Below are 17,357 nucleotides of genomic sequence, written 5' to 3'. Positions count from 1 at the left end.
ACATTGAAATTCTGAGCCCATTTCGAACGATATGTTGTGCTAATTTACATCACCCATTAGCTTTCTTCTTACTACAAATCATATCATCTACTTAATTAACAGAATTGTTTAATAATTCTTATATTTCAGTATAATACACACTTATAATTTATTTGTCAACATTCATTTATAAATTAATTGGAGATAAGCAATATGCATATAGTAAATCTTGAGTAGCCTTTATCGATTCAATATGTGTGCGTTCAAGTGCATGAGAAGATTCAATTCCTGCACCAAATAACCCGTGACGAATATCTGCTCCGGCTTTTAACGCCGCTGAAGCATCTGAGCTATAGTAAGGATAAATATCAATCTTATAAGGAATATCATGAAGCTTACACAAATTAACTAAATGTGCTTTTAAACCTTTATGGTATGGTCCCGAACCATCTTTAGCACAGATAGAAACAGTATATTCATCAGACGCTTGGCCATCTCCTAAGGCTCCCATATCAAAAGCGATAAATTCGACGATATTCGGTGAGATAGATGCGTTAGCTCCATAGCCAATTTCTTCATTATTTGAGATATAAAATTGAGTTGTATGAGGTAACTTTATATTCTCCATTTTAAGCTTTTCAAGTAATTCCATTATCATTGCTACACTTGCTTTATCATCTAGATGTCGAGATTTGATGAAACCTGAAGAAGTAATTTGAGTTCTAGGATCAAAACTTACGAAGTCTCCTACTTCTATCCCTAAATTTCTAGTTTCTAATGCTGTTGTCGTCTTCTCATCTATACGGATTTCCATATGTTCTATATCTCGTGGAATTTGATGATTATCTTTATAGACATGAACACTAGTTTCGTGTAAACAAATTGTTCCAGTATACACTTCGCCAGCTTCAGTTTGGATTTCACAATATTCCCCTTCAATAGCATTATAAGTAAAACCACCGATTAAGCTAATAGCTAGACGACCATCTTCCTTTATTTCTTTAACCATCGCGCCTAATGTATCGACGTGCGCCGTAATACATCTTTGCATTTCATCATCTTCGCCTTGAGCTGTAATAATCAATGCACCTTTATTTGTGAGTCGAGTTGGATAGCCTAATTGCTCTACTTTCTCTTTAACATAGTTAATAGCATTTGTAGCATTCCCTGATGGACTATTAATCTCAGTTAACTCTTGTATCGTTTGTAATATTGTTTCGCTCATTCAAATTCCCCCTCTATAAAAATGTTATTTATTGCTATTTTAGCTTATTTATAATTCTATCTCTATTATTTCCATATTCTCTTATTGTTTAAATCTTAAGTCTAATTTACAATGTATATATTCTGAAAATTTCGAAATAAGGTGATTTTTTTATGGTTAAACATATTTTATTTGTAGGTCTAGGATTAATTGGCGGGAGTTTAGCTAGTAATTTAAAGTTTTATAGATCAAATTTTAAAATTTCAGCTTTTGATAGTAATACTAGCCAACTACATAAGGCCTTATCCATTGGTATTATTGACACTATTGTTGAAGATTATGCTACTGGTGTTAAAGACGCAGATATAATTATATTTGCTACGCCAGTTCAACAGACTGAAAACTATTTAAAAGAATTGCCTAATTATCAAACTCGTCCCCACCTCATTATTACAGATACCGGTAGTACTAAATTAACTATTCAAAGATACGAAGATAATCTTTTAAAACATAACATCCATTTAGTTAGTGGTCATCCTATGGCAGGAAGTCACAAATCTGGTGTTTTAAATGCTAAAAGTCGTTTATTTGAAAATGCCTATTATATTTTAATTTATAACAATCCACGCAATGCTAAGTCAGCAGAGATTTTACAAGAATTATTATCATCAACTTCAGCTAAGTTTATAACCTCTTCAGCTGAAGAACATGATTTTGTAACTAGTATTGTGAGCCATGTCCCTCATATTTTGGCAGCAAGTTTAGTACACGTGAGTGAAAGAAATGCAGTTAACCACCCCTTAATTAAACAATTAGCAGCCGGTGGTTTTAGAGACATAACCCGTATAGCTAGCAGTAATGCTAACATGTGGAGAGATATAGCACTAAGTAATAAAGAGAATATTTTACAAGGACTAGAAATGATTCAACAACAAATTAAAGATATTTCTAGCCATATTAAAAATAATGATTCTAAAGAAATATATGACTTTTTTGACAATGCAAAAAAGTACAGAGATCAATTACCTACTAAACAACAAGGTGACTTAAATACTGAGTATGCACTATATATTGATATTCCGGATAAAGTGGGTATGATAAGTGAAATTACTACTATATTAAGTTTACATAATATTTCTATATGTAACTTAAAAATCATTGAAAATCGTGAAGATATTTTAGGTGCCTTACAAATTTATTTTAAAACTCCTGAACACCGCGACTTAGCTATTAAAGTCTTGAGTGATTTCGAAACACATATTCTATAAATAAAAGCATCCTCCTTTAATTCAATGCTGTTTCGACAACTCTCGAATTGTAGCATTAGTAATTAATTTGGAGGATGCTTCTCTACATTTTATGTCCTGCCATTAATCCTAAACGTCCATGTTTCGTTCCTGGATCAGTATATGAAATAGCCTTAGATACGATGCCTTTTCCATATTTACTTTGTAAGTAATCAATCGTTTTAGCTAGTTTTTCATCTCTTTTTTTCGCATATTCATCAATAAATAAATTTAATTGTCTATCGTTTTCACTAATTAATTGTGTCAATGATACGCTAAGTGTTCGATACAGTGCTTGCTTATCACATAATTGATTAGCATAATAATTAACGACTTTAAAAATATCTCTTTCTAAATTAGTAGCATCTGTTAAAGTATACTGTTTGTGTACACCCCCGCCTTCGGTATATCCAAATGAAAAATGGATTGTACGTGCTAATTGCTTACGTGCTCTTATACGACTTGCAACATCTTCTATAAGTTCTTGCATTACCACTTTAGTTTCTTCAAATCGGTAATCTCTCATTAAAATTTGGCTTTTACAAATTGAGGGATTAGTAATATTATATTTTTCTCTTACTTTACTTTGGTCAATGCCATTAGCGTGTAAATGCATATCAGTTCCTAAAATTCCAAAGTCTCTTTTTAAATATCTATAAGAATATTGAGCTAAGTCTCCTACCGTAATAATCCCTTTTTTATTTAACTTCATCTCAGTTTTTCTATTTATTCCCCAAAAGTCTCTTAGTGGCTTTATTTTCCATAATTTCTGTGGTACGTCATGATAACGCCATTCAGTAATACCATTTTTTGTATGCTTAGCTTCAATGTCCATGGCGACCTTACTTAATAACATATTAGAGCCAATGCCTATCGTACAATATATACCTGTTTTATCTTTAATCTCCTGTTGCAATCGCTCAGCAAATGAAATGACAGTAGAATTAAAACGATGATAGCTATTCGTCACATCCATAAAAAATTCATCGATACTATATTGATGTAAATCTTCTCCCGGAATATATTGCAATGCAATTTTAGAAATTTCAATTGATACTTCCAGATACTTTCTCATACTAGGATTAATAATATAAATGTCATTTCGATGTGGAATTTCAAATAATCTTGAGCCTGTTTTTATTCCAATTTCCTTTAACTTAGGGGTAGCCGCTAAAACTACTGACCCTTGTCGTTTAGTATCGGCTACTACAGCTAATTTGGCTTTTAACGGGTCTAAACCTTTCTCAATACACGCTACACTCGCAAAGAAACTCTTTTGATCAATACATAATACATCTCTGTCTTCAAGTAAATTATAGTCATACACATTAGCAACCTCCCTTAGACACTTTTATTATATACGAACATTTGTTCTATTTCAATATATAAAAGAACGAATGTTCTATTATTTTTATGGAGCGCTTTTCAAAAAAATGCTATAATAACTATAAATTCAGAAAAGGAGGCCTATATATGCCGATTGTAAATGTTAAATTACTTGAAGGACGTTCTGATGAACAATTAAAAGATTTAGTAACTGAAGTTACAAATGCTGTAGAAAAAACAACTGGTGCTAATCGTGAAGCTATCCACGTGGTTATTGAAGAAATGCAAAAGAACCATTATGGTGTAGGTGGAGTAAGAAAATCTGATAATTAATTCAAGGTTTACATAATTATCTTATTGTTATATTAAAACAAAGATTTTTATTAATTTTATAGCTTACTCTTTCAAAAATTCATTAAAGTAACATAAAAAAATGGCGTGAAGATATTTTCTCATAATGAGATTATCTTCACGCCATTATAGTAGCGACTAAAAAACTTATCACTTTTGCTTAAAAAGCTGTTAACTAGCTTTTATCACACTTTCTTTTATTATTCGTTAAAGAACTTTTTAATTGCTTCTTTATTTTTTTCTTTATCAATCTCTAAGGCGCTACCGTCGTTATTAGTATTTATGTTTTGATAAGAATTCTTCACTGGAACCGTTAAGGATTCAACATTCTTATCTCCTCTAATACCAAAGCTAGTTCCTGTTTGGAAGATTGCTGAGTTAGGCATGTTTGTATTGATGTAACCTCTTAATATACCAGCAACCTTCGGTAATTTAACAACCGTACTAGGTGAAACAAGTTCTTGTTTTAAAGTTTGCATCACTTGTTGTTGTCGTCTTACACGGCCAAAATCGCCTTCTTCATCATGTCTGAATCTTGCATAGCCAAGTAATTCTTTACCATTTAAACGTTGATGACCTTTCTTAAGCGATACACCTATATTTTCAGACATATTTTTTTCAACATCGATTGGTACACCATTAGGTTCTAATTCATCAATCATTTTTTCAAAACCTTTAAAGTCAATAACAGCATAATATTCTGGATTAATACCTAAGTTTTTATTTAATGTCTTTCTTAATAATTCTGGTCCTCCAAGTGAATATGCCGCATTAATTTTATAGTTCTGATAACCAGGGATTTCTGCGTAAGTATCACGCATCACTGACAACATCTTCATCTTTTTATGTATGTAATCATATTGTACAACCATAATTGAATCGCTACGTGATTGCCCACCATTTGCCTGGTCAGCGCCTAGTACAAGAACTGAAATTTTCCCGTCATTTTTCACTGGGCCGTTAAATTTGTGCACTTTAATATCTTTAGCATGTTTTTCTGCATAATCAACACCGCTACGATAACCGTGAACAATATAGATAATAGCTATTATTAATAATAATGCTAAAATCAATATTATAAAAGGTAACTTGCGAAGCTTCTTTTTCTTTTTTCGTCTGGAAGGTGTTTGTGTCTCTGCGTGTCGTCTGTATACTGTCTGATCCTTCTCTTCTGTCATATTTACCTACCTTTTATCTTTTAAATATCTTCAAAATTGTATATCTATGTATTATAATTATATATAACAAAGTTATAGAAATTACTTCAAAAAATCAAGTAATTGCTAAATAAATGGTACTAAGGTCCAATGAAAGGATGGCATAAATGAATATTAATACAGCATATTTTGCTGGTGGTTGTTTCTGGTGTATGACCAAACCTTTCGATCAGTTTGATGGTATAGAAACAGTTACATCTGGCTATATGGGCGGTTCAACTCAAAACCCAACGTATGAAGAAGTAAAAAGTGGAACTACAGGCCATTACGAGATTGTCAAAATTGAATATGATGTAGCTTTATTCTCCTACAATAAGTTACTCGAAATCTTCTTTTCTGTAATTGATCCATTAGATGACGGTGGCCAATTCCAAGATAGAGGTTCGCAATATCAAACAGCCATATTCTATACAAATGATCATCAAAAGAAACTTGCTGAAGAATATATAGAGCAATTAAAACACAGCATATATTCTGATAAAGCAATTGCTACAAAAATCTTACCCGCTTCAATTTTCTACAAAGCCGAAACTTATCATCAAGACTTTTACAAAAAGAATCCTGAACGCTATGCTCAAGAACAACAAGATCGGGCTAACTATAAATCATCTAACTATTAATTAAATAAGGCATCCGAACAAGTGAGTAACGCTATTCCTATCTTTCCCACTTAATCGGATACTTTTTATATTTCATTTTTTAAATCTTCTTATTTATGACGAATTACTCTCATAACTTTTAACATACTGTACCATAGTGAACTGTCTTTTCTATAAACTAAAAATCTAGGTTCCCAACCAGGGCCATATTTTTCCTTATATCTACGTAAGCCTTGGAAACGGTATAAGCCATTAAAGTGTTCAAATACGCGGCCAGCAATACGTTCTCTAGGATAAGAGTAATCCAATTGACCTACATTAGATAAGGTTGCCATACCCATGTTAAATGCTTTATATCCTTTTTCCTTGCCCCACAATAACATATGCAAGTATAAACCATCCATTAAAGGTAAATCTAAATCCGGTAGCCATCTAATTAAATCAACTGAAATTGCTTCATTATAGTAAGTTGGCATTAATGTACAAAACGCGATAATTTTACCTTCATCATTTTTCATAACCCCTATTGGCGCTTTTTCTAAATAATCTTCAGTAAATTGACCTACCGAGAAATGCATTTCATTTCTACCGTCTAACCATTGATCACTCACTTCTTTTAATTCTGAAATTAATTCTTGTGAAAATGGTGGTTCAATAATATCAAATTTAATATTTAAATCCTCAAATTTATTTAGTGTAGCACGGAAACCACGACGTTTCTTACCAGAAGTTGTGAACTGTGTTAAATCAATAATTGCTTCTTCACCTAATTTGAAAAATTGATTTCCAAAATTATGGTATAAAGGCATATATCTATCAGACACTTGATAGAAGATAATGTCATATCCTAATTTTTCAGCATAACTATAAAAATCAATTAATAAAGATTGAAATACTTTATCATCACCGATTGGATCACCTAGTACAACAAGCGCATTCGATTTATATCGATACATCATAAAGGCTTGTTTACTCTCATCCATGAAAATATCTTTATCATCACTGTAAATTAAATGACTTAAATAGTTACCTCCATATGTTTCAATAATAGAGATACACTGAGATAAATCTTTCACCTTATGTGGTCGATTAAAACGAACTTCCATTAACCACGCTATTGTCCCTACTAAAAGTACAATAACTAAAATAGTTAGCCAGAAATAATATCTTAATAACGACGTATCCACTTCAAGATGATAAATATCTAAGGCATAAAGTGTTTCTGAAATAAATAAATGATTGATGTATAACACAACTACACTTACCAATAACGTAAGCACTAACTTTTTCAATCTAAATGGTCGCTTAACAACCTTAGCACGTCGATAAGCAAAGATAAGTAACACAAAGATTAAAATTAACCACGATAACAATAAGAATGATGCATACGTATATACCGTAGCAACAAAGATTAAAATTAAAGAAATCATCACAAAAATAATGGCGCGTCTACTTTGTTTAAAGATTCCTCTTATATTAATAAATAGTAATAAACACGCACTCGTATGAATACATAACATAATGTAATATACAAAATGATTAGCATCATATAATCCATCATACACAATAGTAATGTTATTAATAAAAAAGATTAAACTTGTAAATAACACAAGTACCGCAAGTGCAAATGAAGGAATCTTCGCTACGATATCTTTTTGATAAGAAAATAAAAATGATGTGACATCTTTTGCTGGAGCATAATATTTAGATTCTTCAAAGTATCTACGAGCCGAAGAACCAAATTCAAACGTTGATAAAATAAGTGCAATAATCACTGGTACAAAGTAATAAGCAAATCTGTAAAGTAGTAATGCTAAGAGTACCTTTTCTTCAGGAACACCTAATGATTTAAGCCCTATTATTACGACTAAATCAAACGCCCCAAATCCTCCAGGGATAAAACTAACCAGACCAGCAAGTGCCGCAATGATAAAAATACCAATCACAGTAGTAAAAGCAATATGAATATCTACTGTAAGTGTAGATAAATATAATACTGTTGCTGCAACTAACCATTCTAAGCTTGAAACAAGTGTACATGAAACACCCATCGTTTTATGTTGTTGATCAATTGGCTTAATAATTGTATAAGCAATAAAGATAGGTAAAAAGAGTGCTACAACATATAGTATCCATCTAACCCAATTTACTTTATCAAGTATATGGGAAGCATCGAAAATATGTAGTACTACGAGGATGGATAAAAGGCTTAACCCTGTCAACATAGAGATTAAAACAATTGAAATGGCGTGAACTAACTTCTTCCGTTCTGAAGTATAGTTCTTATAAACAAATGCTCTAAGACCCGCACCAATAAAACCACCGAATCCTATAATGGCATTTAAAGCATTAATAATATAACTCACTCTGAATACTTTGTTTGTAGCTATATCTAATTTCAAAGTTTTAACTAGAATCAAATCATATAAACTTAATAAAATCATTGAAGCGCCACCACAAACAAATAATCCGAATAGATGCCAACGATTAATTCGACCAAAGGATTCAAGAGTTTGCTTAAAATTAATATCAGATAGTTCATGGTATAGCGTTATTACCACAACAATAAACAATATTGCTGCGAATAAAAATTTCAATACTGATAATATTCTATTTTTAATTTCTTCAGACATATTTTATTTCGACCCTTCGATTTATATTATTTTAAAATATATCACACCTTTTTAAGTATGAACATATATAATCAGTTGTATTGGGCTAACAGAATTGTAATGTATGACTTATTAGCATAGTGATTAAACATAAGCATACAAAAAGCCACGATAAACGTGATTGAATATCGTGACTTTATTACTTTTATTTAGTCTATTAATCAGCTTTAGTGTATTCTTTTGATTCTTCTTTGCTAATCTCATACTCACCTGAATCATTTCCGTAATATTTATTATAGCGACGTTTAAATATTAAGAATAAATGAGAGACTAATACTTTAAGAATGGCATAACCAGGAATACCTAGAATAACCCCAACAATACCTAATAAATTACCTGCACTTAATAAAATAAAGATAATTGTAAGTGGATGAATTTTCAATGTTTTACCCATAATATTTGGAGAAATAAAATGGCCTTCGATAAATTGAACAAGCGTCCATACTACAATCAATTTTAATAACATCAATGGAGATGTGATTAAAGCAATAATAATAGCTGGTGATATTGCAATAGTAGGACCTAAGTAAGGTACTACACTCGTTACAGCAGCAATAGAAGCTAAAACTAAACCATAATCTAAACCAATGATTGTATAACCAATGTATAATAAAACACCGATACAGAATGAAACAATAATTTGTCCTTGAATATATGAACCTACTTGCACGCTCATTTTTTCAATTAAATCATGATAATCTTTTCTAAATCTAGGTGGCATAATTTTTGTAGAATAATCTTTAAATTTATGGCCATCTTTTAACATAAAGAATAAGACGAATGGTGTGGTTACAATTACTACACCCACATTAACGATTGCTTCAGCAAACGTTTTAATTTTAGTGCCAAAACCATCAGAATAATTAGATACTACTGAAGGAATTTTTTTCGAAACTGAATCTAGCCAGTTCTGTATTTCACCGTAAAATGAAGATAAAAATGAGAAATGCGTTATCTTATCAATTACATTATTAAATTTAGATACGTATCTAGGGATATTATTAGCTAAACGTGTAATCTGATCTCCGATAACTGGAATTAATAGAGTAACAATTAATGTAGCTCCTCCTATAATTAATAAGAAGACAATCGTTATTCCAAGTAGCCGTGGAATATTGTATCTCTCCATTAAGTTGATAATAGGATTAATAAGATAGAATAAAATCAATGATACAATGATTGGTGCGGCTATTGTATTAAAAACAATGATAAAGGGTTGGAATACATACGAAACCTTATCAAATATAAAAATAAAAATACCTAATAATACAAGAGAAATTAACGCAAATATTAAATCTTTTCCACCTAAAAATTTCATAAACCTTGTTTCAGTGAAATTCAATTTCTGATTTGCCTTTTCTTCACCTTGCTTCTTTTCTATTGCCATGCTTTTCACCATACCTTAACTAACAATATTAAATTTAGCTATTATTCATCATAACACAAAATGATTCAATTGATTGCTTAGTTCTGTGATGAATTAATCTGAGATTCGAAATGATAAATATGTAATGCCATATAAACGATTTCTGATTCATTTACGGGAACATTAAGATATTTTTGAATCATTTTAGAAATTTTGAAGGCCGTATTATAAGAATTAGGATAAAAAGTTTTCACCATATTAATAAAAGCGTCTTGTGCATATACGGCTTCTTTATTGTTAAATCGGCGAATTAGAAATTGCATATGTCTAATAAAACGTTGATATTGTACCGTTTGATTATCAATTGGTTGACCTAAATCGTTCTCTATAATGACAATGCTCTTACTAATTAGTTTATTGATTAATGACATATCATGCAGAGATAAATCCTCAGTATTTGAAGCAATGTGAAGTGCTATAAAACCTATTTCATCAGGAGGAAATTCAACATCTAAGTGCTGATTTAATCTATCTATTACTTGACTAGCAATATCATACGCCTCACTATATAAATGTTTCGTTTCTATAGCGAAAGGATTACTAATAATTTGATTTTGCTTTAATCTATTATATGCAAAAATAATATGATCGGTTAATGCTACAACTAGATTCTTATCATCAATAGTATGTGTCGCACTTGTAATAAAGTTTACTGATTCGATAACCGCTTGTAAGACATGATCGTCCGCTAATTCTACTAATGTTTTATAGTATTCTTGTTGTTGTCGTTGTTCTAGTTTGTAAACTTTTTCTATTGAAGCATCATCGTCTAAGGTCATTCCAACTTTTTTATTAAATCCGATCCCTTTACCTATTAAAATAACCTCTTGATTATTATAAGTGCATATGATGACGTTGTTATTTAATGTTTTAGAGATATAGTACTCACTCATCATAATCACCTTTCTTAGTATTAATAAAATTATATAGCTAAATATTAAAATTTAAAAGGTATCTTTTTTTAAACAAAATACTCCTTTCAAAGTTTTAACAAATAAGTTAATCACTTTGAAAGGAGTATAATATAGATTTGCTTTGTCATCTAGACTAAGATTTATATTTTTTAGGAATCTTGTTTTCTCGTCCCCAACTTTCAATACCGAACAAGTTAATTTCTAAATTCTCGGGTTTGAAGACGGGTCTCATGCCAGCTTTACGTTGTTTTTGATAATCCTTCATTACGGCAATTGCAATGTTTGAAAGACCTATAATGGAGACTAAGTTTACAACGGCCATTAAGCCCATGAATAAATCGGCAGTACTCCATACAGTTTCAGTTTTTACAACTGCACCTACAAATACTAAGATAACTACTAAACATCTAAATATGAATAGTACAACTTTGTTAGTTGATAAGAACTCAATATTTGATTGACCGTAGTAGTAATTACCAACTACTGAAGAAAAGGCAAATAGTGTTATTGCTATTGTTAAGAATATTCCTCCAGCTGAACCTAAATGTTCATTAAGAGCTGATTGAGTTACTTGTACGCCCTGAGGTGCATTATCTCCAAATTTTAATCCTGAATATAATAAAATCATGATTGCTGTAGCTGTACAAACAAGCATTGTATCGAAAAATACACCTAATGATTGTATTAAACCTTGTTTAACTGGATGAGGTACGGCTGCAGTGGCAGCTGCGTTAGGTGCAGAACCCATACCAGCTTCATTTGAGAATAAACCACGTTTAATCCCTTGCAGTATTGCAGCACCCACGGCACCACCTGTTACTTGTTCAAAGCCAAAAGCACTTTTAATAATTGTACCAATCATTGGAACAACTTGATCAATATTTAATAATAAAATAACTAATACCATACCAATGTAAATAATTGCCATGATTGGTACAACTAATGATGAAAGTGTTGCAATACTTCGTACACCACCAAAAATAATTATACCTGTAATCACTGCTAAGACTACGCCTGTAATCACAGGGCTGATGTTGTACTGAGTATTTAATGACTCAGCAATCGTGTTAGATTGTACAGTATTAAATACAAACGCAAATGTTACAGTAATTAAAATGGCAAAAAATACACCTAGCCATTTTTGATTTAAACCTTTAGTTATGTAATATGCTGGACCTCCACGGAAGCCACCTTCTTTATCATGTACCTTATAAACTTGAGCTAATGTAGCTTCCATAAAAGCACTTGCTGCTCCGATAAAGGCGATAACCCACATCCAAAATACAGCACCTGGGCCACCTAAAACAATAGCGGTAGCTACACCAGCAATGTTACCTGTACCTACACGTGAACCAGCACTGATAGCAAATGCTTGGAAAGGCGAAATACCTTTCTCACCACTGTCTAATCTTTCAGGCTTTTCCGTTAAAGCTCTAAACATTTCAGGTAGCATACGCAACTGAACAAACTTAGAACTAATTGTAAAGAAGAAACCAACTGTTAATAATAAACCTATTAGATATTGCGACCATATTAAATCATTACCTACCTGGACGATGGATTTAAACCACCCAGGAATCAAACTATCAAAATCACTCAATTACATCCCTCTAATCATTTTTTAAATAATATCCTAAAATATGTTACAAGAGATTTATATTGTATTGAATAAAAATCCTTGAGGCTAAGGATAACCACAAAAGTTTATACCCTAGCCTCTTAATCTCTAATCAAAATCAATACAAATCTCTTGAGAATTTATGCATAGTTCAATTAACAAAGTTAAGTTTATCATTTTATGAATAAATTGAAAATAATAACTTTTAAAGTTTATTAACTTAAAGTCATATTAATGACTTCACCGAAATCTTTAATATCAACGATAAATGATCCATTTGTATATTGTTCAGACTGATGAATATTAGCAATTGCGCCTGTTTCTGCATGGCTATTAGAGAAAATAGTATATGTTTCTTCATCTTTAATAACATGGCCAGCTACAAGACGATGAGGATTTTTCTTCAATTCTTTAAGCAATGTAATTCCTCTTTGAGCACGTTTAGCTTCTTGAAGTACTTTGAAATTAATACGTTTGACTGCACCTCTTTGAGTAGCCATAATCACTGAACTGTCTTGATTAACAGCATCAGTCATAATAACGTAATCCTCATCTTTTAGATTAATAGATTTAACACCTGCTGCACGCAATCCAGTATCTGATAATTCTGCAGTAGAATAAGTTAATGACATACCTTTATATGTTAATACGCTAATTAAGCTGTCTTTAGATAAACGTATGACGTTAACAATTTCATCATTATCTTTTACTTTCATGGCAACTAGTGGTTTGTTATAGCGCGTAGTTTTAAATAGTGATAGTGTACTTTTCTTAATCATGCCATTTTTAGTAGCTAGTATATAAAAGGAATCGTCTTTAAAATCTTTCTCGTTATACACATCTACAACCATTTCGCTATCTTCTATTGGCACAATTTGAGAGACATGTTGTCCTAATTCTTTCCAACGTATATCTGCTAATTTATGAACAGGAATAAATAAATATCTGCCTTTATTAGTAAAGACAAGTACTGTGTCCTGTGTATTTACCGTTTGGTATTTAAGCAGACTATCTCCATCTTTTAGACCAATCTCTGATACGCCACTCGCATTAAAACTACGAGTAGAAGTTCGTTTAATGTAACCTAGACGAGTAATACTTAGAACAACATCTTCACTAGGTACCATAACTTCTTTATCGATTTTAATTTCCGAAATTTCCGCTTCAATAGATGATAATCTTTCTGTTTTAAAACGTTTTCGAATGTCTGTTAATTCATCTTTAATGACTTTAAGTAAAGCATCATGATTATCTAATATATGCTGATAACCTTTAATCAATTCTTCTAATTCATTGTGCTCATTTTCAAGAGCGACAATATCAGTATTGGTTAAACGATAAAGTTGAAGCGTAACAATAGCTTCTGCTTGTGCTTCTGTAAAATCAAACTCAGCTATTAAATTCTCTTTAGCATCTTTTTTATTTTTTGAGTTACGGATTAGAGCAATCACCTCATCTAATATAGATAAAGCTTTCATTAATCCTTCAACAATATGCATACGTTTCTCAGCGTGATCTAAATCGTATTTAGTTCGATTCGTTACAACTTCGATTTGGTGACTAAGATAACTATCTATAATTTTTCGAATACCCATTAATTTAGGACGACCGTCGCTAATAGCTACCATGTTAAAATTATAAGCAATTTGTAAATCAGAATTTTTAAAGAGATAGTTTTTAATCGCTTCTGCATTAACATCTTTTTTAAGTTCAATGGCAATTCTTAAACCAGTACGGTCTGTTTCATCACGCACTTCAATAATTCCATCTACTTTTTTATCAGCACGTAATTCATCGATACGTTTTACAAGTGAACTTTTATTTACTTCATAAGGAATTTCAGTCACTATTAATTGTTTACGTCCATTACGAAGTGCTTCCTCCTCCACTTTAGAACGTACGACAATTTTACCTTTTCCAGATTCATAAGCTTTTTTAATCTCATCGATACCTTGGATAATACCACCTGTTGGGAAATCTGGTCCTTTAAGATATTTCATTAATTGGCTTACTGTAATATCAGGATTATCAATATATTTTAATGTAGCCTGAATCACTTCACCTAAATTATGTGGTGGAATATCCGTAGCATAACCTGATGAAATACCCGTTGAGCCGTTTACTAATAAATTAGGAAAACGAGCTGGAAGAACCATTGGCTCAAGTGTTGTATCGTCATAGTTTGAAATAAAGGATACTGTTTCTTTATTAATATCACGTACTAATTCTTCAGATAGCTGACTTAATTTCGCCTCAGTATAACGCATAGCGGCAGGAGGGTCGTTATCAATACTACCGTTATTCCCATGCATTTCAATCAACGCATGACGTAATTTCCAATCTTGGCTTAGACGCACCATTGCCTCATAAACTGAAGAATCACCATGAGGATGGTACTGTCCAATTACGTCCCCAACTGTTTTCGCACTTTTACGGAAATTTTTATCGTAAGTATTACCACTACTGTGCATTGCGAATAAAATTCTACGTTGAACCGGTTTTAATCCGTCACGTACATCCGGTAGCGCACGCTCTTGAATAATATATTTACTATATCTTCCAAAACGATCGCCTATCACATCTTCAAGTGATAAATCTTGAATTATCTCACTCAATTTATTTCCTCCTCAGTGTATTCTTCAGTCTCTAATACTTGTACTTCATTGTTATCTAGAATATTTTGATCTTCTTGCATACCAAATTCCACGTGACTTTCAATCCATTCACGACGTGGCGCAACTTTATCACCCATTAGAGTAGTTACACGTTTAGATGAACGCATTTCATCCTCTATTTGAACACGAATTAAGGTTCTCGTTTCAGGGTTCATCGTTGTTTCCCAAAGTTGTTCAGGATTCATCTCACCTAAACCTTTGTAACGTTGTAACATAAATCCTTTGCCTAGCTTTTTCTGAAGCTTATCAAGTTCATCATCTGTCCAAGCGTATTCCACGCGTTTTGATTTGCCTTTACCTTTTTCTAATTTATATAAAGGTGGTAAAGCGATAAACACTCTACCTGCTTGAACTAAAGGTTTCATATATTTAAAGAAGAATGTTAATAGTAATACTTGAATATGCGCCCCATCTGTATCGGCATCGGTCATAATTATAATTCTATTGTAATTACTATCCTCTATCTTAAAGTCATTACCTACGCCAGCACCAATAGTATGGATAATGGTATTAATTTCTTCATTTTTGAAAATGTCTTCAAGGCGTGCTTTTTCAGTATTAATAACTTTACCTCTAAGTGGCAAAATAGCTTGAAACTTTCTATCTCTACCAAGTTTAGCAGAACCACCGGCAGAGTCACCCTCAACTAAGTAAAGTTCATTTTTTTCAGTGTTTTTACTTTGTGCTGGTGTTAATTTACCAGAGAGCAAGGTATCTTTACGTTTATTCTTTTTACCTGAACGAGCATCTTCACGCGCTTTACGAGCCGCTTCTCTAGCTTGTTGTGCTTTAATAGCTTTTTTAACAAGAGATTTAGATAGTTGCCCTTTTTCTTCTAAATAGAAAGGTAATTTATCAGAAACAACTGAATCTACCGCACTACGCGCTTCTGAAGTACCTAACTTAGATTTGGTTTGTCCTTCGAATTGTAATAATTCTTCAGGAATACGGACTGAAATAACTGCTGTTAATCCTTCTCGTATATCGTTACCATCTAAATTTTTATCTTTTTCTTTAAGTTCACTAATGCGGCGAGCATAATCGTTAAACACACGAGTCATAGCTGTTTTAAATCCAACTTCATGTGTTCCGCCATCTTTAGTACGCACGTTATTTACGAAACTTAGAATACTTTCTGAATATTGATCGTTGTATTGAAACGCGACATCAATTTCTATACCATTTGATGTTCCACTAAATGTTGTAACATCATGAAGTACTTCTTTACCTTCATTGATATAACTTACGAATTCTTTGATTCCTTCTTCATAGTGATAGACTTCTTCACGCTCTTTACCACTACGTAAATCATTTAATACGATCTTTAAGCTTTTCAATAAGAATGCAGATTCTTGCAGTCTCTCACTCAATGTATCGAAATTAAAAGATGTTGCTGTTTTGAAAATTTCAGGGTCAGGTTTAAATGTTACTTTGGTACCAGTTTTTTTAGTTTTACCTGCTTTAACTAAACCAGAAGCTGGTATACCTCCATTTTTAAAACTTTGTTTATAAATATTACCGTCTCTATGTATCTCAACTTCTAACCATTCACTTAAAGCATTTACTACAGACGCACCAACACCATGTAGTCCTCCAGATGTTTTATATCCACCTTGTCCAAATTTACCCCCTGCATGTAACACAGTGAATATAACTTCTACAGTTGGCTTTCCAGAGGCATGCATCCCCGTCGGCATTCCACGTCCATCATCTTCAATTGAAATACTATTATCTTGATTGATTGTTACATTAATTTCGCTACCGTAACCATTTAATACTTCATCAACGGAGTTATCGACAATCTCATATACTAAATGATGTAATCCTCTTTTATCAGTGGACCCTATATACATACCTGGTCGCTTTCTAACAGCTTCTAAACCTTCTAGAACCTGAATAGAATCATCTGAATAATGATTTGTTTTTTTTGTTGCCAATGCGTTCGCCTCCTACAAACGTACGTTCGTTTTAAAAACTATACAATAGTTATTCTTATATAAATCGGGTTAAATTGCAAGTGTGAGTTATACACAGTCACTGATTATACTTATGTATTAATTATTTTTTAATTTCAGTCGTGGTTAATCTAA

General features: G+C 32.0%; 12 protein-coding genes. 3 read left to right on the top strand and 9 right to left on the bottom strand.

Annotated elements, in window-relative coordinates; genetic code table 11:
- Window positions 1–166: 166 nt before the first annotated feature.
- Window positions 167–1,204: a M42 family metallopeptidase gene (locus HS848_RS04325; protein WP_198611377.1), complete on the bottom strand. Its 1,038-nt coding sequence runs from the start codon at window positions 1,202–1,204 to the stop codon at window positions 167–169.
- Between the two features lie 152 nt (window positions 1,205–1,356).
- On the opposite strand from HS848_RS04325, the gene HS848_RS04320 reads away from it, so the two are divergent.
- Entirely contained in the window at window positions 1,357–2,451 is a 1,095-nt protein-coding gene (locus HS848_RS04320) for a prephenate dehydrogenase (protein WP_198611376.1), read from the top strand.
- 82 nt (window positions 2,452–2,533) lie between these two features.
- Here the strand turns inward: HS848_RS04320 and HS848_RS04315 are convergent, their stop codons facing one another.
- Window positions 2,534–3,796 carry a Y-family DNA polymerase gene (locus HS848_RS04315; RefSeq protein ID WP_198611375.1) on the bottom strand — a complete coding sequence of 421 codons (1,263 nt, stop codon included), beginning with the start codon at window positions 3,794–3,796 and terminating at the stop codon, window positions 2,534–2,536.
- Between the two features lie 146 nt (window positions 3,797–3,942).
- Between HS848_RS04315 and HS848_RS04310 the strand changes: the two genes are divergently transcribed.
- Window positions 3,943–4,128, top strand: coding sequence for a 2-hydroxymuconate tautomerase (locus HS848_RS04310; RefSeq protein ID WP_103166971.1), 186 nt, complete (start codon window positions 3,943–3,945; stop codon window positions 4,126–4,128).
- Window positions 4,129–4,346: 218 nt separating this feature from the next.
- Here HS848_RS04310 and HS848_RS04305 read toward each other — a convergent pair whose 3' ends face one another.
- Window positions 4,347–5,324, bottom strand: coding sequence for an LCP family protein (locus HS848_RS04305; protein ID WP_107508604.1), 978 nt, complete (start codon window positions 5,322–5,324; stop codon window positions 4,347–4,349).
- A gap of 146 nt (window positions 5,325–5,470) precedes the next feature.
- Here HS848_RS04305 and msrA point away from each other — a divergent pair, with 146 nt between their 5' ends.
- Window positions 5,471–5,983: a peptide-methionine (S)-S-oxide reductase MsrA gene (gene msrA, locus HS848_RS04300; RefSeq protein WP_198611374.1), complete on the top strand. Its 513-nt coding sequence runs from the start codon at window positions 5,471–5,473 to the stop codon at window positions 5,981–5,983.
- 89 nt (window positions 5,984–6,072) lie between these two features.
- Here the strand turns inward: msrA and mprF are convergent, their stop codons facing one another.
- From mprF to parE, 6 genes are all read right to left on the bottom strand, one after another.
- Window positions 6,073–8,595, bottom strand: coding sequence for a bifunctional lysylphosphatidylglycerol flippase/synthetase MprF (gene mprF, locus HS848_RS04295; protein WP_198611373.1), 2,523 nt, complete (start codon window positions 8,593–8,595; stop codon window positions 6,073–6,075).
- 196 nt (window positions 8,596–8,791) lie between these two features.
- Entirely contained in the window at window positions 8,792–10,021 is a 1,230-nt protein-coding gene (locus HS848_RS04290) for an AI-2E family transporter (RefSeq protein WP_107508601.1), read from the bottom strand.
- A 77-nt stretch (window positions 10,022–10,098) separates the two neighbouring features.
- Window positions 10,099–10,953 (bottom strand): glucose PTS transporter transcription antiterminator GlcT, encoded by an 855-nt coding sequence (gene glcT, locus HS848_RS04285; protein ID WP_198611372.1) that lies wholly within the window; start codon window positions 10,951–10,953, stop codon window positions 10,099–10,101.
- A gap of 154 nt (window positions 10,954–11,107) precedes the next feature.
- Complete coding sequence (locus tag HS848_RS04280; RefSeq protein ID WP_107508599.1) at window positions 11,108–12,574, bottom strand: alanine/glycine:cation symporter family protein; 1,467 nt, start codon at window positions 12,572–12,574, stop codon at window positions 11,108–11,110.
- 233 nt (window positions 12,575–12,807) lie between these two features.
- On the bottom strand, window positions 12,808–15,207 hold the full coding sequence (parC, locus tag HS848_RS04275; protein ID WP_198611371.1) for a DNA topoisomerase IV subunit A: 2,400 nt from the start codon (window positions 15,205–15,207) through the stop codon (window positions 12,808–12,810).
- Window positions 15,204–17,204, bottom strand: coding sequence for a DNA topoisomerase IV subunit B (gene parE / locus HS848_RS04270; RefSeq protein ID WP_198611370.1), 2,001 nt, complete (start codon window positions 17,202–17,204; stop codon window positions 15,204–15,206). Before parE ends, parC begins: the two co-directional genes overlap by 4 nt.
- Window positions 17,205–17,357 lie beyond the last annotated feature (153 nt).

The organism is Staphylococcus caledonicus, from assembly GCF_016238465.1.
Taxonomy (GTDB): domain Bacteria; phylum Bacillota; class Bacilli; order Staphylococcales; family Staphylococcaceae; genus Staphylococcus; species Staphylococcus caledonicus.
This window is presented reverse-complemented; position numbering and strand designations above follow the sequence as displayed.

What these genes read in the sequence shown, in the direction of transcription:
- HS848_RS04325 (WP_198611377.1), bottom strand. Translation starts at nt 1,204, where the DNA reads ATGAGCGAAACAATATTACAAACGATACAAGAGTTAACTGAGATTAAT.
- HS848_RS04320 (WP_198611376.1), top strand. Translation starts at nt 1,357, where the DNA reads ATGGTTAAACATATTTTATTTGTAGGTCTAGGATTAATTGGCGGGAGT.
- HS848_RS04310 (WP_103166971.1), top strand. Translation starts at nt 3,943, where the DNA reads ATGCCGATTGTAAATGTTAAATTACTTGAAGGACGTTCTGATGAACAA.
- HS848_RS04305 (WP_107508604.1), bottom strand. Translation starts at nt 5,324, where the DNA reads ATGACAGAAGAGAAGGATCAGACAGTATACAGACGACACGCAGAGACA.
- msrA (WP_198611374.1), top strand. Translation starts at nt 5,471, where the DNA reads ATGAATATTAATACAGCATATTTTGCTGGTGGTTGTTTCTGGTGTATG.
- mprF (WP_198611373.1), bottom strand. Translation starts at nt 8,595, where the DNA reads ATGTCTGAAGAAATTAAAAATAGAATATTATCAGTATTGAAATTTTTA.
- HS848_RS04290 (WP_107508601.1), bottom strand. Translation starts at nt 10,021, where the DNA reads ATGGCAATAGAAAAGAAGCAAGGTGAAGAAAAGGCAAATCAGAAATTG.
- glcT (WP_198611372.1), bottom strand. Translation starts at nt 10,953, where the DNA reads ATGAGTGAGTACTATATCTCTAAAACATTAAATAACAACGTCATCATA.